Here is a 17,579-nt window from a genome sequence, read left to right as displayed (position 1 = left end):
ATGGTCTTGAACGGGCTGGCGCTTACCCGCCGCATCATATCCGAAAGACATGACCCCTGCACGACGCCCGGATGCCACGTGTCTGTCGTTCTGCCCCGACACGCCCGTGCTACTCGCCGCCTGGCGGGCATGCTAGGCTGCTCGGGCTTCCGGATTGGAGAAACAGATGCACCTTCACGTCATCGGTATTTGCGGTACCTTCATGGGCTCTCTGGCACTGCTTGCGCGTGCGCGCGGCCATCGCGTCACCGGCAGCGATGCCAATGTCTATCCGCCCATGAGCACACAGCTGGCCGAGGCCGGTATCACCCTGATGGAAGGGTATGCCGCCGACAATCTCGAGCCCGCGCCAGAGCTTACGGTGGTCGGCAATGCCGTCTCGCGCGGCAATCCTGAAGTCGAGGCGCTGCTCGAGCGCGGCCTGGCCTACACCTCCGGCCCGCAATGGCTGTGTGACGAGGTGCTGACGGGACGACCGGTGGTCGCCATTGCCGGCACCCACGGCAAGACCACCACCGCGACCATGACCGCCTGGATTCTCGAATGCGCGGGCCTCACGCCGGGCTATCTGATCGGGGGCGTGCCGCCGCAGCTGGGCGATTCCGCGCGTATCGGCGATCCGCAGGCACCCTTCGTGGTCGAGGCCGATGAGTACGACACGGCCTTCTTCGACAAGCGCTCCAAGTTCGTGCATTACCGCCCGCGCATCGCCGTGCTCAACAATCTCGAATTCGACCACGCCGACATCTTCCCGGATCTCGCGGCCATTGAACGGCAGTTCCATCACCTGGTGCGTACCGTGCCGGCTGGCGGCAAGCTGGTGGTCGCGGCCGACGCCATCGCCGGTGCCGAGGCGCTGGAACGCGTGCTGGATCAAGGCTGCTGGACGCCGGTGACACGCTTCGGCGATGAAGGTGGCATCGAGAATGCCGGTGGCGACTGGCGCTATCGTCTGATCAGTGCCGATGGCAGCCACTTCGCGCTGGCGGCGCCGGCCGCCGTGTCCGGCGAGGCGGACCGCTTCGTCGAGTGCCAGTGGGCGATGCGCGGACGCCACAACGTGGCCAATGCCTGTGCCGCGGTGGCCGCTGCCGTCGAGTGCGGCGTGAGTGTCGAGGCGGCGCTGCAGGCGCTCGCGCGCTTCGCGCCGCCCAGGCGCCGTCAGGAGCTGCGCGGTGAGGTGGCCGGCGTCAAGGTCATCGATGACTTCGCGCACCACCCGACCGCCATCGCCACCACGCTTGAGGGCCTGGCGCCGGGCGTGGCAGCCGAAGGGCAGGGCGGTCGTCTGTGGGCGGTGATCGAGCCGCGTTCCAACACCATGAAGCTTGGCACCATGAAGGCGCGCCTGCCGGCAGCGGTCACCGCAGCGGATCGGGTCAGCTGGTTCGCGGGCCCGACACTGGGCTGGTCACTGGACGAGACGGTCAGCGAGTGTCGTGCCCTCGGCGTTGAAGCCGATGTCGAGCAGGACCTCGACGCCCTGATCGCCAAGATCGCCAATGACTCCCGCGCCGGCGACTGGGTGGTGGTGATGTCCAATGGCGGCTTCGGCGGTATCCACGAACGTCTGTTGAGTGCACTGGCAGCACGGGAAGGTGAGGCATGAGCCAGCAAGCGAAAGCCCCCGAAGGGGAGTTCAAGTCAGCGGTCACCGTCGCGCTGACCGGGGCCTCGGGTGCCCAGTATGGCCTGCGGCTGATCGAATGCCTGGTCGCGGCGGGTCATGAGGTGATGGTGATGGTCTCCAAGGCCGCCCACATGGTGATCGCCACCGAGACCGATGAAGAACTGCCGGCGCGCCCGGCTCGCCTCACCGAGGTGCTCACCCAGCGCTACGCCGCCAGGCCCGGTCAGATTCGCTGCTTCGGCCGCGAGGACTGGATGGCGCCCGTGGCGTCCGGCTCCGGCGCGCCGAGTGCCATGGTGGTATGTCCATGTTCCACCGGCTCGCTCTCGTCCATCGCGACCGGCGCCAGCAACAATCTGATCGAACGCGCCGCCGACGTCGCCCTCAAGGAGCGTCGCACGCTGATTCTGGTGCCGCGCGAGACGCCGTTCTCGGCGATCCATCTCGAACACATGCTGAGCCTGACGCGCATGGGGGCCGTCATCCTGCCCGCCGCCCCCGGCTTCTATCACCGCCCGCAGACACTCGATGACATGATCGACTTCATCGTCGCGCGCATTCTCAATCAGCTGGGAATCGCGCATGCGCTGATGCCGCGCTGGGGCGAAGGGCATGTCAGTGGTGACTAGTGTCGCCATCTTGATCATCGGATTGTGCAGGGAGAGCAGGGAATGCTGAATTGGTCATTGTTGTCGGTGTTCGTGCCGACCTTCTTTCTGGTGTCGCTGACACCGGGCATGTGCATGACGCTGGCCATGACCCTGGGGATGACGCAAGGGGTGCGCCGCACCCTGTGGATGATGGTGGGCGAGCTGCTGGGGGTCGGGCTGGTGGCGGTCTCGGCCGTGATCGGGGTCGCGACCATCATGCTGCGCTATCCGCTGGTGTTCTCGGCCTTCAAGCTGGCCGGGGGCGCCTATCTGGTGTGGCTCGGCATCCAGATGTGGCGCTCGCGAGGGCGCCTGGCGCTGGGGGCCGTGGGCGAGGCCAGTGCTGCACCACGAGCCTCGCGGCGGACATTGGCGGCACAGGGCTTCGTCACCGCCATCGCCAATCCCAAGGGCTGGGCGTTCTTCATCGCGCTGCTGCCACCGTTTCTGGACGCGAGCCTGCCGATGACGCCACAGCTGGTGGCGCTGGTGGGCATCATTCTCACGCTCGAATTCAGCTGTCTGATGCTGTATGCCGGTGGCGGCAGTGGACTGGCGCGCTGGCTCGGTCGTGGTTCGCGCGTGCGGCTCATGAACCGGGTCGCGGGGACCCTGATGGTCGGCGTGGGCATCTGGCTCGCCACCGGCTGATCTCGGCATGCCAAGGCGTTGACCGACACACCCCGAACACACGAAGGCCCGCCAATGGCGGGCCTTCGTGTGTTCGCCGGCTGGAGCAACCGCGACGACGGGGACAATCGGGGCGGCTGGCGCAACGCCGGCAGCTGTCTCAACGGTGGTGTGCGAGTCAATTGCGTCGCAGGGTCTCCAGTGCTGCCGCCGCCACGATGAAACTGCCGCCCACCAGTGTCATCCAGGTGGGGGCCTCGCCGAGAATCAACCAGGCAAGCAGCACCCCATACACCGGCTGCAGACAGCCGATCATGCCGACGGTCTTGGCCCTGAGGCCACCCAGGGCGAAGGTCATCAGGGCATGGGGGGTGGCCGTGAACACGACGGCCAGTACCAGCATGGCGATGCCTGTTCCCGGGCTTGCGTCCATGATCTCGCCGGAGGCGAACGGCAATGTCAGCACCACCACGCCCAGCGCCTGCAGGCTCATCGACAGCACCGGGTTGAGGTGGCTGAGACGGTAGCGCACCAGCAGATTGCGCGCCGCGAACAGCAGGCCCGAGAACACGCCCCACAACACTCCCGCCAGGCTATCGCCCTGCGCGCTGCTGTCGCCGCCGGGAACCAGCAGCCAGACGCCGATGCACACCAGCCCCGCTGCCGCCAGATCCCCGGCTTTCAGGCGCGTGCCCTCCACCCAGGGTTCCAGCAGCACGATGAAGATGGGATAGGTGAACAGTGCCAGCATGCCGGTGGCCACGGACGAGACCTGCATCGCGTGGAAGTAGCTGACCCAGTGAGCGGCCATCAGCGCCGCGGCCACGCCCACCAGCGCCCAGTCGCGGCCGCTCAGGCGCAGCGAGACCTGCCACTTCAGCCGTGCGATCCACAGAAGGAACAGGCCGGCCAGCAGGCTGCGCCAGGTGGTGATGTCGAGCGCCGAGAGTGGCAGGCCCTTCGAGAACAGCGCCGTGCCGCCGAGCAGCGCGATGCCGAGATGAATCGACATGAGCGCCTGGGGCTGGTTGGCAGGGGGAGCGGCAGGACCGGGCATGGGTATCCTCTTGGGCAGAAGGCGAAGGTGGTGGCGGTGATGACGTGCAGCGATCACCTTGAGGGTCGATCGTGAATGACGGTCTAGAGCGGCAGCCACAGCAGGCGCGCCGTCAGCAGACCCAGACTCGCCAGGCTCAACCACACCACGGGGGCGGTCGGCGAGGGGCAGGGTTGCTGGACGAAGGCAGGGTAGCTGATGCGCACCAGAGCACACGCCAGCAGTCCCAGACAGGCGCCGCCCAGGATATCGCTCAGATAGTGCACGCCGAGGAAGATGCGAGACAGCCCGATCACGCTACAGGCGATGATGGCGCTCCAGTAGATCCAGCGTCGGCGTGGAGAGGGTTGCCGTTCGGCGATGAAGGCGGCTGCCAGGCCGAATACCGCGACGGCACCGGCCGTGTGGGCACTGGGGAACGACATCGAGCCCTCGAGGAAGGCGGGAGTGTCCGGACGGGGGCGCTGGATCAGATACTTGAGCACGGTATTGGCGCAGGCGATGCCGACCCAGGCGGCGCTCAGATGGATCCATATCGCATGGCGGCGCGTGAGTGCCAGCCACACGAGCCAGGGCGCCACGAGTGCCGCTAGCCCCGTGCCATCGCCGAGCTGCGACAGCCACAGGCTGGCCTGGTGCAGAAGGTTCTCGGGCAGCAGGGTGTGGAGTCTGTCGGCGAGCGAGGCCGCGACGACGTCGATCTGCCAGGGCCCGGGGTGAGCGAGTGCCGCCAGACTCATCGCGGGCACGCTGATGACGGCAAAGACCAGCAGTGCCATCGAGGCCAGCGGGAACTCGCCTTCCGGGTCGGGGTGGCGCAGCTGCCACCACAGGCGACGGCCGGATGCCGAGCGACGCATGCGGCGCGCCAGCCAGTGATAGAGGCGGCCTTCGCGGCCCAGCTGGCGGCGCAGAAAGGAGAAGGCAAAGGCGCAGGCGATCAGGCCGCTGGCCAGGCCGATCAGCAGGCCGTTGGCGCCCGGCGGCAGCGTGAACAGAGCTTGCCAGGTCTGGCCCAGCAGGTAGCCCGGCAACAGATAGGCGGGAGACCACGCCAGTGCCGAGAGACCATTGACCATGAAGAAGCGCGAGGCCGGCATGTCCAGCATGCCCGCGACCAGCGGGATGATCGGGCGTACCGGGCCGACGAAACGCCCGAAGGCGATCGACCAGCTGCCGTGACGATGGAAGAAGCGCTGACCGTGTTCGATCCATTCGGGGTGGCGCGAGAAGGGCCAGCGTTGCGGTAACTGATCCCGATGATGGACGCCGAGCCAGAAGCTCACGCCATCGCCGATCACGGCCCCCAGCGCACCGGAAAGCAGCACCAGTGGCAGGGAAAGCTCAAGGTGCCCCGCCAGCGAGGCGCCGGCCGTCAGCATGACCACGCCGGGGACCAGCAGTCCGACGATGGCGAGGGATTCGAGCAGGGAGATGAAGCCGATGATGACAATCAGCGCCACGGGGTGCTCGCTCAGCGTGGCCATCAGGGAGGTGGGGTCCAGCCAGTGAGTCAGTGTGGCAAGGGTGTTGCTCATTCATTGAGGTCCATCAGGGTGAGTTGGGCGGCCAGCAGGCGTTGTTCGAGTTTCTGTACCGTGTCGCCCGCCTTGTAGTTGACGAGACGAGCGTGAGCGATGATCGAGCCGGTCTCGGGCTGTGTCGTCGCCGCCAGGGCGGCCGTCAGGCGTTCACGCATGATCAGGGCGCCGGCCTCGCCGGTATTGGGGAGCATCAGCCAGAACGTGGCCTTGTCACTGCGACACAGCAGATCGCCCTGACGCGAGATGCCCTGCATGACATCGCAGGCCGAGGAGAGACACTCGATGCGGCGGTCTTCCCCGAATTGCTCACCGAGCATCTCCAGCTGCGGCAGGTAGATGACCAGGATGCTCAACGGCTGCTCCAGCGCACTGGCGCGTGCGGCCTCGCTGGTCAGCCGCTGCTGGCCGGTGCGCGCATTGTAGGCATTGCACTCGACTTCCTCGCTGGCGGTCATGCGCATGACACCTGACTGCAGGTTGTTGATCACGAAGGGCTGGCTGGCGACCAGCAGCAGGCAGATATAGCGCAGTACCTCGCCGAAGTTGTCATCCGGCTGACCCAGCAGCCATAGCCACAGCGGGGCCAGTACCACGTTCAAGAGCATCGCCGGCGCCAATGGCAGCAGCAGCAGCGTCAGGATGCTCGGCAATCCCAGCCACAGCGACATTCCGATGTGCGCGCTGGGGGCCTCCAGCGCCAGCATCAGGTAACCGCCGATCAGCGCCAGATAGGCGGGAAGCGGCTGCTCTTCATCCAGGAGGTGCAGAGCGGTCGCGATCCCCATCAGCAAGGTGGCCAGCACCGGTGTCAGGATGTGGGAGTAGTCCCCGACCAGATAACGCCAGAGCGCGTAGGTGGCCAGCACCAGGGTCGCCAGCAGCATGATCAGGGTCTTGCGATTGGCCAGCCGGCGGCGCTCTCTGGCGCGCGTGGCCGTCGTTGACGATGACATCAGTCTTCAGCCTCCGCCTGGGGGGTGTCGGCGAGTGCCGCCTTTCGGGAGGGGAGCGCGGGCAGGTGAGTGATCGGCTCGCGCTCCTCGCTGAGGTTGGCGCTCGCCGCCTGCAGATCGAGATGGTCGGCCTCGGTATCGTTCAGCGGCTGGACCCGTGCCCGCACTGGCATGGCGAGATGCTCCATGAGCTGCCGGCGCCGCAGGTTGGCAGCGTGTTCGCTGCGTGCCACCAACAGCAACGCCAGGCAGCCGTCGTCAAGCTGATAGCGTGTCTCATGGGGCAGCGCCGCGCTGTCCAGCGTATTCAGCAGACGGCGACGCGTGAGGCGGGTGGGCGTGGCTGGCTCCAGCAGGATCAGCTCGATGTGGATGTCTTCACGATCTGCCCGGGAAATTTCCCGCGGCAGATCCCGGAGCAGCTGGTATTGTGACCAGATGGCACGATTCGCGTCACGGCGACCGCGCCGCTCCAGCTGACGCCAGACCTCCTGCTGACGCTGACCGGCGATGGCGCCCAGCGCCATCAAGGTGGCCGTGATGCCGATGCCAAGGCTCAGCCAGTCACTGCCCAGCGGCGTGAGTGCCAGCCAAGTGGTGATCAGCCCGATGATGGCGCAGGCCGGCGCCAGCCACGCGGGGCGCGGATAGAGCAGCAGCACGGCAAACCCCCATAGCCACATCATGTGCTGCTCGGGTGCCAGCAGCACCAGCAGCGCCATGATCACCGCCACGCTGAGCATGGCCGTGGTCCGGAACCAGCCCAGCGTGAAGAGTTCGTGCGCCAGGGAGACCACCAGCAGCAAGGTGCCGCCGATGGCCAGCAGCAGTCCGGTGATGGTCAGGGCGAGGCTGATCTGGCGCGCCGCTTCCAGCAGCAACAGCACAGAGCCGAGCAGACAGATGAACTGACTAACCCGGACTTTGAACTTGATCTCCATGGTGACTTATATTGGCACCTTTCCCGTGGATGACATGAATCCGACCAGACTCCCCGGTCGGATGGGGCGCAGCGCATTGAGCCATGCCATGACAGGATGTGCGAGCGTGATGCCGCCTGCCTGTCCCGGCTCTGCCGGGCGCTGATACGGGCCAGCATACCCCAAACCATGATTTTCCGAAGTGTCGAGGTGATCCGGCGCTTTCGCTTCGCCCCTCCCTCGGCTGATCCACAGTCGCCAGAGCGGGCGGAAGGCACTTTCCTACATCTTTCTACGAATGAGACAAGGCACATGAGCGAGCTGGGCAAGCACGACACCACGGACGTCGTGGCTTACATGAACGGTCTGGGCGGCGATGCCCGCGCGGCGAGCGTGGTGATGCGTCGTGTCGACAGCGGCCTCAAGAACCGGGCGCTGCAGATCATGGCACGACTGATCGACGAGCGCCGCGAGTCGCTGACCGCCGCCAATGCCGATGACCTGACGCGAGCGCGTGACAATGGCCTGTCGGAGGCGATGGTCGACCGCCTCGCCCTCACGCCGGCGCGTATCGACGCCATGATCGAGGGGCTCGAGCAGGTCGCGGCCCTGCCGGACCCGGTCGGTGAGATCGATGGCCTGAAATATCGCCCCAGCGGCATCCAGGTCGGTCACATGCGTGTGCCGCTGGGCGTGATCGGCATCATCTTCGAATCACGGCCCAACGTCACCATCGAAGCCGCCAGCCTGTGCCTCAAGTCCGGCAATGCCTGCATCCTGCGTGGTGGTTCCGAAGCGGCGTCCAGCAACCGTGCGCTGGGTGAGATCATCCGCGAGGCGCTGGTGGCGGCCGGGCTGCCGGCGACGGCGGTGCAGGTGGTGGCCACCACGGACCGTGCCGCGGTGGGCCGTCTGATCGCGATGCCCGAGTACGTCGATGTCATCATCCCGCGTGGGGGCAAGAGTCTGGTCGAGCGCATCACCAATGAGGCGCGCGTGCCGGTCATCAAGCATCTCGACGGTATCTGCCACGTCTATATCGACGCCACGGCAGATCTCGACATGGCGGTGAGCATCGCCGAGAACGCCAAGACACACCGTTACGGTACCTGCAACACCATGGAGACCCTGCTGGTGGATGCGGCTGTCGCGGCCGAGGTGCTGCCGCGCATCGCCGAGCGTCTGGCGGTCCATGAGGTCGAGATTCGTGGCTGTGAACGCACCTGTGACATCCTGTCCGAGGCCGTGGCCGCCACGGATCAGGACTGGGATACCGAGTATCTGGCACCGATTCTGGCGATTCGGGTCGTCGAGGGCGTGGAAGCGGCGATGGCGCATATCGAGCGTCACAGCTCCGGGCATACCGAAGCCATCATCACCGACAACTATGCGCTGGCGCGCCGGTTCATGGCCGAAGTGGATTCCAGCTCCGTGATGGTCAATGCCTCCACCCGCTTTGCCGATGGCTTCGAATACGGATTGGGTGCCGAGATCGGCATTTCCACCGACAAGCTGCACGCTCGCGGGCCCGTGGGGCTGGAAGGGCTCACCACACGCAAGTATGTCGTGTTCGGCGATGGGCAGATTCGTCAGTGAGATCTCCAGATCCTTCCTCGGTCAGCGCATCGCCACGGGCGCTGGACGATAGCCAGCGCCCGCTGAATGTCGACGGCGACGCCGCGCAGCGCGAACCTGCCACACAGCCGGGTGGGGAGGCCTGCGACACTCTGCCTGACGAGAAGCCACAGCCCGGCTTCGAGGGCTGTCTCGGGCCGGTCCCCCGGGTGGCGATGCTCGGGGGCACCTTCGACCCGGTACACCACGGGCACCTTCGCAGCGCCATCGAACTGCGTGAGGCGCTGGGCCTGGATCATGTGTTGATGATTCCCTGCCATCAGCCGCCACATCGTGCCGCACCCGGGGTGAGCAGTGAGGAGCGTCTGGCCATGCTGGAGGCCGCGATTGCCGGTGAGCCGGGGCTCAAGGCGGACGCCCGCGAGCTTTTCCGGGATGGGCCGTCCTACAGTGCCGACACCCTGGCGAGCCTGCGCGGCGAATATGGCCCTCAGGCGCGGCTGGTGATGGCCATCGGCCATGATGCCTTTCTCAAGCTTGGCGAATGGCATGCCGCCGAGCGATTGTTCGATGATGCCCATGTCGTGGTGATCGAGCGCCCTGATCATGATGCTCCTCTGCCAGAGGCGTTGAAGGCCTTGATCGAGGGGCGGGAAGTGCAGACGGTGGCCGAGCTGATGGCGCGTCCCGGCGGCCTGTTGCTGCGGTTGTCATTGCCGACCCGCATGGCGATCAGCGCGACCTTCGTGCGCGAGCGGCTCGCGCTGGGGGATAGCGTGCGCTACCTGCTGCCCGAGACGGTCATCCGCCATATCGAGGCCCGGTCGCTTTACTGCCCGCCCTGTGAGTGAGGGTTCGTGACGCGTAGATTGACGATGCCCATAGGCGAGCGCATCACCAACGGGTAGAATGCGCCCCCTGCCGAACAAACTTCCGAGGAATCATGCAGACCGAAGCTCTTAAAAACCTGGTGATCGACGCCCTTGACGACCTCAAGGCCCAGGAAATCAGCGAGATCGATGTCTCCAAGCTGACCAGCGTCACCGATGTCATGGTGATCGCGACGGGGACTTCCAGCCGTCATATCGCCGCTCTGGCCAACAATGTGCAGGTCACGGTGAAAGAAGCCGGCGTCAAGCCGCTGGGTTGCGAAGGCGACAACGGTTCCGACTGGGTGTTGCTGGATCTGGGCGATGTCGTCGTCCACGTCATGCTGGCCGAAACCCGTGCCCTGTATGACCTCGAGCGCCTGTGGAGCGATCTGCCCCGCGAGACGAGCGAAGAGTTCGAACAGCGCAGCTGATTCCGCTCTTGCCTGCCTCAAGAGGCGGAGTGATGCGGCACGGCGGTGCCACCGGCGCCGGTTGCGGGCAGCATGCTGACAGGGCGGGCCCGTGGTGGTTGGACGGAAGGAGAGGGTCAGCGGGCATGCCCGTTGGCCACTGACGACACGGGACAGGACATGAAGATCCGAGTACTGGCGGTCGGGCAGAAGATGCCTGACTGGGTGGAGAAGGGTAGCCGGGAATATCTCAAGCGCATGCCAAGAGACTTTTCCCTCGAATTCATCGAACTGGCGCCCGGAAACCGTGGCAAGAACGCGGACATTGCCCGTGCCATGGCCAGTGAAGGTGATCGGATGCTCGAAAAACTCAAGGGAAATGAACATGTTGTCGCCCTTGATGTCCTAGGTAAGTCGTGGAGCACGGAGCAGCTGGCTCAGCACGCCGATGACTGGCGCCTGGGCGGTCGCGATGTGGCCATCCTGATCGGCGGTCCTGACGGGCTCGATCCACGCCTGCTGGCCCGCGCGGATCAGCGCTGGTCGCTCTCCGCGCTGACCCTGCCGCACCCGCTGGTGCGCATCGTATTGGCGGAGCAGCTCTACCGCGCCTGGACACTGCTGGTCGGGCATCCTTATCACCGTTAAGCGCCTGCCGCTTGCGACAAGACACGAGTTGCGAGACCCGCCATGCGCCAACGCCGGGCGACGATCAAGAATCCCCAACAGGAAGTGCGGATCTTTCGCCTTCGCAGTATCGTGGCCGCCGGCCTGGTGCTGGTGCTGGCCGGTTGCCTGCTGGCACGGCTGGTCTTTCTTCAGGTCGTGGAACACGATATCTATACCACGCGCTCGGACAAGAACCGTGTGCGTGTCGAACCCCTGCCGCCGACGCGCGGCCTGATCTATGACCGCAACGGTCGTCTGCTTGCCGAGAATCGCCCCAATTACAACCTGACCATCGTGCGCGAACGCGCCGGTGATCTGGAGACGACGCTTGAGCGTCTGGTCGAGATTCTCGATCTCCCCCCTGATGAAATCGAAGACTTCAAGGAACGCTCGCGTCAGCGACAGCGCCCCTATCAGCCAGCCCTGTTGATGAGTGAGCTGAGCCAGGAGCAGATCGCGCGTCTGGCGGTCAATCGCTATCGCCTGCCAGGTGTCGAGGTCGAGGCCCAGCTGCTGCGTTACTACCCGGATGCCAAGCCGCTCTCGCATACGCTGGGCTATGTCGGGCGCATCAATCAGGCGGAGCTCAAGACCCTCGACAAGGGCAACTATTCGGGAACGCACTTCATCGGCAAGACCGGGATCGAGCGCTTCTATGAAGAGGCGCTGCATGGTCAGGCCGGGCTGCGCAAGGTGGAAACCAATGCGCGCGGCCGCGTGCTGCGTGAGCTGTCGCGTATCGACCCGCAGCCCGGCAAGGACTTGACGCTGACCATCGACCGTGGCCTGCAGGATCTGGCCTATCGACTGCTCAAGGGGCGCCGTGGGGCGATCGTGGCCATCGAGCCGGAGAGCGGCGAGATCCTCGCCATGGCCTCGGTGCCGGGCTTTGATTCCAACGAGTTCGTCACCGGCATCAGCGTCAAGAGTTACCGTGCGTTGCAGTCCGACATCGACCTGCCGCTGTTCAATCGGGCGATACGGGGACAGTATCCGCCTGCCTCGACGGTCAAGCCCTTCATGTCGCTGGCGGGGCTGGACAATGGTGTCATCACGCCGCAGACCACCTTCTTCGACCCGGGGTATTTCCAGCTGCCCAATGACAGCCACAAGTATCGCAACTGGCTGCGCTGGGGGCATGGACGAGTCAACATGCGGCGCGGTATCGCCGTCTCCAATGACACCTACTTCTACAATGTCGCCTATCGGCTGGGCATCGATCGCATCAGCGAGTACATGCACAAGTTCGGGTTCGGTGAGCAGACCGCGCTGGACGTGCAGGGTGCCTTGCCGGGGTTGATGCCGTCCAAGGAATGGAAGCGCAATCGCTACGACAAGCCCTGGTATCCCGGCGAGACCATCTCCATCGGGATCGGCCAGGGCTACTGGTTGACGACGCCCCTGCAGCTCGCCTCCGCCGAGGCGGTGCTGGCCAATCGTGGCCGGCATGTGACGCCTCATCTGGCCAAGCGCATCGGCGATGAGACGGTGCTGTTGCCGCGCAGCGAAGAGAAGCCTGACGTGGTGGTGGAGAATCCGGCCTGGTGGGACGAGGTCATCGGCGCGCTTGAGGGCGTGGTCAATGGCCGCGAGGGCACGGCGCGCAAGTACGTCGGTCCCGGGCTCAAGTATCGCATGGCCGGCAAGTCCGGTACGGCGCAGGTCTTCACCCTGGGGCAGGACCAGAAGTACAACGGTCACGAGCTGGCGGAGCGTCTGCGCGACCATGCCCTGTTTGCGGCGTTCGCGCCGGTCGAGAATCCCGAGATCGCCGTGTCCGTGGTGGTGGAGAACGGTCAGGGCGGAAGCTCGGTGGCCGGCCCCATGGCACGTGCCATCACGGATTACTGGTTGTTGCCGCGCATTGATCCTGTCGCCCGTGATGCCGCCCTGACGCTGGCGGCGGCCCTGGAAGAGACGGCGGCGCAGTCCGAGCAGAGCGCAACCCCTGCAGGAGTCAATGATGCCGACTGATTATCAGCGCTCGATGCGCAGCGTGGGAGGCGAGCTCAATCGCCGGCGTCGCACCAGTCTGTGGGAGCGGATCCATCTGGACCCCTGGCTGCTGCTGCTGCTGCTGATCGTGCTGGGGTGCGGTCTGATCGTGCTCTACAGCGCCAGCGGTCAGGATATCGATTTCACGCTGCGCCAGGCGTCACGTCAGGCGTTGGCGCTGGGGGTCATGATCGGCCTGGCGCAGCTCTCTCCGAGCACGCTGTACCGCTGGGCACCTGTCGCCTACGGCGGCGGTTTCCTGATGCTGGTGGCGGTGGAGGTACTGGGGGATGTCGGGATGGGGGCCCAGCGCTGGCTGGTGATTCCCGGCGTCGTGCGCTTCCAGCCGTCGGAGCTCATGAAGCTGGCGATGCCGATGATGGTCGCCTGCTGGCTGGGGCAGCGGCCGCTGCCGCCACGCTGGCGCGATCTGGTCATCTGTGGGGTGATCATCGTCACGCCGGTGCTGCTGATCGCCCGGCAGCCGGATCTGGGAACCTCGCTGCTGGTCGCGGCGGCCGGGGTCTTCGTCATCCTGCTGGCGGGACTCTCCTGGAAACTGATCGCCTTCTTCGGGGCGTTGATCGCCTCGGCGCTGCCGCTTCTGTGGATGGTGATGCATGACTATCAACGCCGGCGTGTGCTGACCTTCCTGAATCCGGAGTCCGACCCGCTGGGAGCCGGCTGGAACATCATCCAGTCCAAGACCGCCATCGGCTCCGGAGGCTTGCTGGGCAAGGGCTATACCCTGGGGACCCAATCGCAGCTTGAATTTCTGCCTGAGCGGCATACCGACTTCATCGTCGCGGTGATCGGGGAGGAACTGGGGCTTCTGGGCATGAGTTTCTTCCTCGCCCTCTACGTGTTGATCGTGCTGCGCGGGCTGGTGATGGCCAACCATGGTCAGGACAGCTTCGCGCGCCTGACAGGGGGAGCCATCATCCTGACCTTCTTCGTCTATGTGTTCGTCAACATCGGCATGGTGTCAGGCATTCTCCCGGTGGTGGGCGTTCCGCTGCCGCTGGTCAGTTATGGTGGGACCTCCAGCGTGACCTTGCTGGCGGGCTTCGGTATTCTCATGAGCATTCATACCCACCGGCGCCTGCTGTCGCGTTGACGCGGCCTTTGCAGCTACCGGATGGCAAGGACATTCGCGGGCCGACGCCCGCAGACAGGCAAGGAGAGAGTCGATGACGGTGATTAACGCACGTGGGCGGCGTCTGAAGCACTGGGGCGCAGCCCTGATGATCGCGCCGTTGCTGGGCATGTCAGGGGCGGCCATGGCGGCGCCGGATGGCTTTGCTCCCGCCACTCACCCGGAGACGGCCAAGCTGGTGGATGAGCTGGTGGCCAAGGGGCTGGATCGCGCTCGCGTGACCGAGCTGATGAATCAGGCCGATTACAGCCAGAAAGTGCTGGATGCCATGTCGCGCCCGGCGGAAGGGCACCTGCGCTGGGACCAGTACCGCGCCATCTTCATGAAGGAATCTCGCATCGAGGCCGGCGTGAAGTTCATCGCCGAGCATCGCGAGACCTTCGATCGCGCCCAGGCCGAATATGGCGTGCCGCCGGAAGTCATCGCCGCCATCATTGGCGTCGAGACCTTCTTCGGCAAGCACACCGGCACCCACCGCGTGATCGACTCACTCTCCACGCTGGCCTTCGATCATCCGCGTCGTGGCAAGTTCTTCCGTGGTGAGCTGTCCGCCTTCCTGCAGCTGACGTTGGAGCAGGGCATCGACCCGCTCTCCATCAAGGGATCCTATGCCGGTGCGATGGGCTACCCACAGTTCATCCCTACCAGCTATCAGGCCTATGCCGTCGATTTCGATGGCGATGGCGTGCGGGACCTGTGGCACAACCCCGTCGATGCCATCGGCAGTGTCGGCAACTATTTCGCCCGTCACGGCTGGAAGGCCGGTGCACCGGTCGTCAGCGCAGCCGATGGCCCCGGTACTCCGCCGTCTTCCGTCACCTTCAACAAGACCAAGAAGCCCTACATGAGCGTCTCGGCACTTGAGGCGGCAGGGGTCGAGGTCGCGGGTGGCGTGGCAGGCAATACCCAGATCATCCCGCTGGCGCTGGACCTCAAGCAGGGGTATCGCTACGCCGTGGGCTATGACAACTTCTACGTCATCACTCGCTACAACCACAGCCATCTGTATGCGATGGCCGTGAATGAGCTGTCCCAGGCGATCAAGCGCCGTCTCGAGGATGGGGGTGCCGGATGAGCTGGTCACGCGCGCTGCCGTTGACGTTGGCGCTTGCCCTGCTGGCCGGTTGTGCCAGCAGTGGTGGCACCACGGTCAGCGACGGTGCTTCGCCGAGCACGGGCAAGAAGGCGGGCAAGAATGGGCGTTACGAGATGGATTCGGACGCCTATCCCGACGACGCGCCGGACGTCTCCGCGGTGCCGGACGCCGTGCCGAAGCCCGAGCCCTATACGCGCAGCGGCAACCGCAGCGAGTATGAAGTGTGGGGCAAGACCTATCATGTGATGGATGACCCGCGCGGCTACGTGGCGGAAGGTACCGCCTCCTGGTATGGCAAGAAGTTCCATGGCTACGCCACCGCCAGCGGCGAGATCTATGACATGTACACCATGACGGCGGCCCACAAGTCGCTGCCGCTGCCGACCTACGCGCGAATCACCAATCTGGACAACGGCAAGCAGGTCATCGTCAAGGTCAACGATCGTGGGCCCTTCCATGATGATCGCCTGATTGACCTGTCCTACAGTGCGGCGTGGCGTCTCGACATGCTTGGCCATGGTACCGGTCATGTGCGCGTCGAGACGCTGGATGCCAGCACCTGGCGGCCGGGACCGAGCCCGACCCAGGGCACGGCCGAGTCCGAGCGCCTGCTGGCCCGCAGTCAGGCGGTGCGTCGCGAGCAGGGCATCGCAGGGCTTGAGGAAATGGGCGCAACCGGCGATTCCGTGGCGGCGAAGACGTCCAGCACGAGCGTTGCCGCCAAGCCCGTGGTAGCCTCTGCGGCGCGCGCGACCGACACCACGGCCAGTGGCGCTGATGCCAGCTTCCTGCAGGTGGCGGCGGTCAGTGACCTGCAAACGGCAGACCGCATCAGCAAGCGCGTCAGCGCGGCGCTTGATCGCCCGGTCCGAGTGCTGGGCAGTGGCAATCTTTACAAGGTGCAGGTGGGCCCGCTTGAAGAAAGCGTGCGTATCGAGTCGCTCAAGTCCGCGATCGCCGATGCCGGCTTCTCCGGCGCCTTCAGCGTACAGGCACCGCGCTAGCGGTGGTGATCTGGCGCATCCATCATGCATCCCACGAGGGTGCAACATGGCCGGGGCTTGTGCCCCGGCTAACGCATGAGTGTCAAAGAGATTTCAACATGTCCCTGAAAGCCAGACTTCTTCCATTGCGGCGCCGTCTTGCCGGGCTGATGGCGGCCAGCGGTATCGCGCTGCTGACCAGCGTCACCTCCACGCCGGCCCGGGCCATCGAGGCCGACACCCTGATTCCGGCGGCGCCGCAACTGGCCGCGTCCTCCTGGATTCTGATGGATGCCAATTCCGGTCGCATCCTGGTCGAGCACAATGCCGACAAGCGTCTGCCGCCGGCAAGTCTGACCAAGATGATGACGGCCTATCTGGTCGAGAATGAAATCGATGACGGCAAGCTGACGCCGGACGAGAACGTGCGTATCAGCGTCAACGCCTGGAAGACCGGCGGCTCGCGCATGTTCATTCGCGAGGGCACCAGTGTCTCGGTCGATGATCTGCTGCACGGCGTGATCATCCAGTCAGGCAATGACGCCAGCGTCGCGCTTGCCGAGCACATCGGCGGCAGCGAGGGCTCCTTCGCCGACCTGATGAACCAGCACGCCAAGCGTCTGGGCATGAACAATACCCATTACATGAACGCCACCGGTCTGCCGCACGCGGAGCACTACTCCACGGCACATGATCTCGCGATTCTGGCGCGCCACATCATCCGCGACTATCCGGATCACTATCAGATCTATTCCCAGAAGTACTTCACCTGGAATGGCATCAAGCAGCCCAATCGCAACAAGCTGCTGTGGCGTGACAAGGACGTCGACGGCCTGAAGACCGGTCATACCGATGAAGCGGGTTACTGCCTGGTGGCGTCTGCCAAGAAGGAAGACACGCGTCTGATCAGCGTGGTGATGGGTACCAGCTCCGAAGAGGCGCGTGCCCAGGAATCCCAGAAGCTCCTGACCTACGGCTTCCGCTACTTCGAGAGCAAGAAGCTCTATGACAAGGGTGCCGTGCTCAATCAGGCCCGTGTCTGGGGCGGCGAGAAGGATCAGGTGCGTCTTGGCATGGCCAAGGAAGTCTATCTGACCCTGCCGAGTGGCCAGGCCGACAAGCTGACCGCCCGTCTTGATCTGAAGGACACCATCAAGGCACCGGTGCAGGTCGGCGAGCAGTACGGCACCCTGCAGATCAAGCTCGAGGACAAGGTGCTGGCGGAAGAGCCGCTGGTTGCCCTGGAATCAGTCGAGCAGGGCGGTCTCTTCAAGCGTCTGTGGGACGCCCTGATGCTGTTCTTCCACGGCCTGTTCAACTGAGGCTGGTGCCGTCCGCCCTTGCCAGCGAGCAAGGTGATGCGACGGTGCCCGCCACGCGCCCCTGAAACCCGGGGATGCGTCTTTCACGAAGGGCGATCCGGCTGACGGATCGCCCTT

General features: G+C 65.1%; 16 protein-coding genes. 12 read left to right on the top strand and 4 right to left on the bottom strand.

Annotation, left to right across the window (positions count from 1 at the left end; genetic code table 11):
- Positions 1 to 166 precede the first annotated feature (166 nt).
- The 3 genes from mpl to QD172_RS04805 are packed head-to-tail and all read left to right on the top strand — an operon-like array spanning position 167 to position 2,931.
- Positions 167 to 1,609: a UDP-N-acetylmuramate:L-alanyl-gamma-D-glutamyl-meso-diaminopimelate ligase gene (mpl, locus tag QD172_RS04815; RefSeq protein WP_279855141.1), complete on the top strand. Its 1,443-nt coding sequence runs from the start codon at positions 167 to 169 to the stop codon at positions 1,607 to 1,609.
- Positions 1,606 to 2,259 (top strand): flavin prenyltransferase UbiX, encoded by a 654-nt coding sequence (locus QD172_RS04810; RefSeq protein ID WP_077371887.1) that lies wholly within the window; start codon positions 1,606 to 1,608, stop codon positions 2,257 to 2,259. Before mpl ends, QD172_RS04810 begins: the two co-directional genes overlap by 4 nt.
- A 42-nt stretch (positions 2,260 to 2,301) precedes the next feature.
- Positions 2,302 to 2,931 (top strand): LysE family translocator, encoded by a 630-nt coding sequence (locus QD172_RS04805; RefSeq protein ID WP_077371890.1) that lies wholly within the window; start codon positions 2,302 to 2,304, stop codon positions 2,929 to 2,931.
- Between the two features lie 157 nt (positions 2,932 to 3,088).
- Here QD172_RS04805 and QD172_RS04800 read toward each other — a convergent pair whose 3' ends face one another.
- The 4 genes from QD172_RS04800 to QD172_RS04785 form a co-directional block, all read right to left on the bottom strand.
- Positions 3,089 to 3,967, bottom strand: a complete 879-nt coding sequence (locus QD172_RS04800) for a DMT family transporter (protein WP_084209164.1) — start codon at positions 3,965 to 3,967, stop codon at positions 3,089 to 3,091.
- 83 nt (positions 3,968 to 4,050) lie between these two features.
- Positions 4,051 to 5,505, bottom strand: coding sequence for a bifunctional DedA family/phosphatase PAP2 family protein (locus tag QD172_RS04795; RefSeq protein ID WP_279855139.1), 1,455 nt, complete (start codon positions 5,503 to 5,505; stop codon positions 4,051 to 4,053).
- Complete coding sequence (locus tag QD172_RS04790) at positions 5,502 to 6,464, bottom strand: diguanylate cyclase (RefSeq protein ID WP_279855138.1); 963 nt, start codon at positions 6,462 to 6,464, stop codon at positions 5,502 to 5,504. Before QD172_RS04790 ends, QD172_RS04795 begins: the two co-directional genes overlap by 4 nt.
- Positions 6,464 to 7,405: a hypothetical protein gene (locus QD172_RS04785; RefSeq protein WP_279855137.1), complete on the bottom strand. Its 942-nt coding sequence runs from the start codon at positions 7,403 to 7,405 to the stop codon at positions 6,464 to 6,466. The genes QD172_RS04790 and QD172_RS04785 overlap by 1 nt, the downstream gene beginning before the upstream one ends.
- Positions 7,406 to 7,696: 291 nt before the next feature.
- On the opposite strand from QD172_RS04785, the gene QD172_RS04780 reads away from it, so the two are divergent.
- From QD172_RS04780 to QD172_RS04740, 9 genes are all read left to right on the top strand, one after another.
- The gene (locus QD172_RS04780; RefSeq protein ID WP_136938286.1) at positions 7,697 to 8,980 is read left to right on the top strand and encodes a glutamate-5-semialdehyde dehydrogenase; all 1,284 of its coding nucleotides are present in this window, start codon (positions 7,697 to 7,699) and stop codon (positions 8,978 to 8,980) included.
- Positions 8,981 to 9,174: 194 nt separating this feature from the next.
- Positions 9,175 to 9,810: a nicotinate-nucleotide adenylyltransferase gene (nadD, locus tag QD172_RS04775; RefSeq protein ID WP_077371905.1), complete on the top strand. Its 636-nt coding sequence runs from the start codon at positions 9,175 to 9,177 to the stop codon at positions 9,808 to 9,810.
- Between the two features lie 92 nt (positions 9,811 to 9,902).
- Entirely contained in the window at positions 9,903 to 10,262 is a 360-nt protein-coding gene (gene rsfS / locus QD172_RS04770; protein WP_077371908.1) for a ribosome silencing factor, read from the top strand.
- Positions 10,263 to 10,421: 159 nt separating this feature from the next.
- Positions 10,422 to 10,889 (top strand): 23S rRNA (pseudouridine(1915)-N(3))-methyltransferase RlmH, encoded by a 468-nt coding sequence (gene rlmH / locus QD172_RS04765; RefSeq protein ID WP_077371912.1) that lies wholly within the window; start codon positions 10,422 to 10,424, stop codon positions 10,887 to 10,889.
- Between the two features lie 42 nt (positions 10,890 to 10,931).
- A complete protein-coding gene (mrdA, locus tag QD172_RS04760) occupies positions 10,932 to 12,884 on the top strand; it encodes a penicillin-binding protein 2 (RefSeq protein ID WP_279855136.1) in 1,953 nt (650 codons plus the stop codon).
- Positions 12,874 to 14,022, top strand: a complete 1,149-nt coding sequence (gene rodA, locus QD172_RS04755) for a rod shape-determining protein RodA (RefSeq protein WP_077371918.1) — start codon at positions 12,874 to 12,876, stop codon at positions 14,020 to 14,022. The genes mrdA and rodA overlap by 11 nt, the downstream gene beginning before the upstream one ends.
- A gap of 73 nt (positions 14,023 to 14,095) precedes the next feature.
- Positions 14,096 to 15,136, top strand: coding sequence for a lytic murein transglycosylase B (gene mltB, locus QD172_RS04750; protein ID WP_077371920.1), 1,041 nt, complete (start codon positions 14,096 to 14,098; stop codon positions 15,134 to 15,136).
- Positions 15,133 to 16,161, top strand: a complete 1,029-nt coding sequence (locus tag QD172_RS04745) for a septal ring lytic transglycosylase RlpA family protein (protein ID WP_176502791.1) — start codon at positions 15,133 to 15,135, stop codon at positions 16,159 to 16,161. Before mltB ends, QD172_RS04745 begins: the two co-directional genes overlap by 4 nt.
- A 98-nt stretch (positions 16,162 to 16,259) precedes the next feature.
- Positions 16,260 to 17,462: a D-alanyl-D-alanine carboxypeptidase family protein gene (locus tag QD172_RS04740; protein WP_084209159.1), complete on the top strand. Its 1,203-nt coding sequence runs from the start codon at positions 16,260 to 16,262 to the stop codon at positions 17,460 to 17,462.
- The last annotated feature ends 117 nt before the right edge of the window (positions 17,463 to 17,579 follow it).

It is taken from the genome of Cobetia sp. 10Alg 146 (genome assembly GCF_029846385.1).
Taxonomy (GTDB): domain Bacteria; phylum Pseudomonadota; class Gammaproteobacteria; order Pseudomonadales; family Halomonadaceae; genus Cobetia; species Cobetia marina.
The sequence above is the reverse complement of the archived record's forward strand: the minus strand, read 5'-3'. Positions and strand labels throughout refer to the sequence as shown.

Excerpts from the sequence above, each read along its gene's own strand:
- rodA (WP_077371918.1), top strand. The coding sequence starts at position 12,874 with ATGCCGACTGATTATCAGCGCTCGATGCGCAGCGTGGGAGGCGAGCTC.
- QD172_RS04790 (WP_279855138.1), bottom strand. The coding sequence starts at position 6,464 with ATGTCATCGTCAACGACGGCCACGCGCGCCAGAGAGCGCCGCCGGCTG.
- QD172_RS04795 (WP_279855139.1), bottom strand. The coding sequence starts at position 5,505 with ATGAGCAACACCCTTGCCACACTGACTCACTGGCTGGACCCCACCTCC.
- rsfS (WP_077371908.1), top strand. The coding sequence starts at position 9,903 with ATGCAGACCGAAGCTCTTAAAAACCTGGTGATCGACGCCCTTGACGAC.
- QD172_RS04800 (WP_084209164.1), bottom strand. The coding sequence starts at position 3,967 with ATGCCCGGTCCTGCCGCTCCCCCTGCCAACCAGCCCCAGGCGCTCATG.
- QD172_RS04805 (WP_077371890.1), top strand. The coding sequence starts at position 2,302 with ATGCTGAATTGGTCATTGTTGTCGGTGTTCGTGCCGACCTTCTTTCTG.
- QD172_RS04785 (WP_279855137.1), bottom strand. The coding sequence starts at position 7,405 with ATGGAGATCAAGTTCAAAGTCCGGGTTAGTCAGTTCATCTGTCTGCTC.
- mrdA (WP_279855136.1), top strand. The coding sequence starts at position 10,932 with ATGCGCCAACGCCGGGCGACGATCAAGAATCCCCAACAGGAAGTGCGG.
- mpl (WP_279855141.1), top strand. The coding sequence starts at position 167 with ATGCACCTTCACGTCATCGGTATTTGCGGTACCTTCATGGGCTCTCTG.
- QD172_RS04745 (WP_176502791.1), top strand. The coding sequence starts at position 15,133 with ATGAGCTGGTCACGCGCGCTGCCGTTGACGTTGGCGCTTGCCCTGCTG.
- QD172_RS04810 (WP_077371887.1), top strand. The coding sequence starts at position 1,606 with ATGAGCCAGCAAGCGAAAGCCCCCGAAGGGGAGTTCAAGTCAGCGGTC.
- rlmH (WP_077371912.1), top strand. The coding sequence starts at position 10,422 with ATGAAGATCCGAGTACTGGCGGTCGGGCAGAAGATGCCTGACTGGGTG.
- QD172_RS04780 (WP_136938286.1), top strand. The coding sequence starts at position 7,697 with ATGAGCGAGCTGGGCAAGCACGACACCACGGACGTCGTGGCTTACATG.
- QD172_RS04740 (WP_084209159.1), top strand. The coding sequence starts at position 16,260 with ATGTCCCTGAAAGCCAGACTTCTTCCATTGCGGCGCCGTCTTGCCGGG.
- nadD (WP_077371905.1), top strand. The coding sequence starts at position 9,175 with ATGCTCGGGGGCACCTTCGACCCGGTACACCACGGGCACCTTCGCAGC.
- mltB (WP_077371920.1), top strand. The coding sequence starts at position 14,096 with ATGACGGTGATTAACGCACGTGGGCGGCGTCTGAAGCACTGGGGCGCA.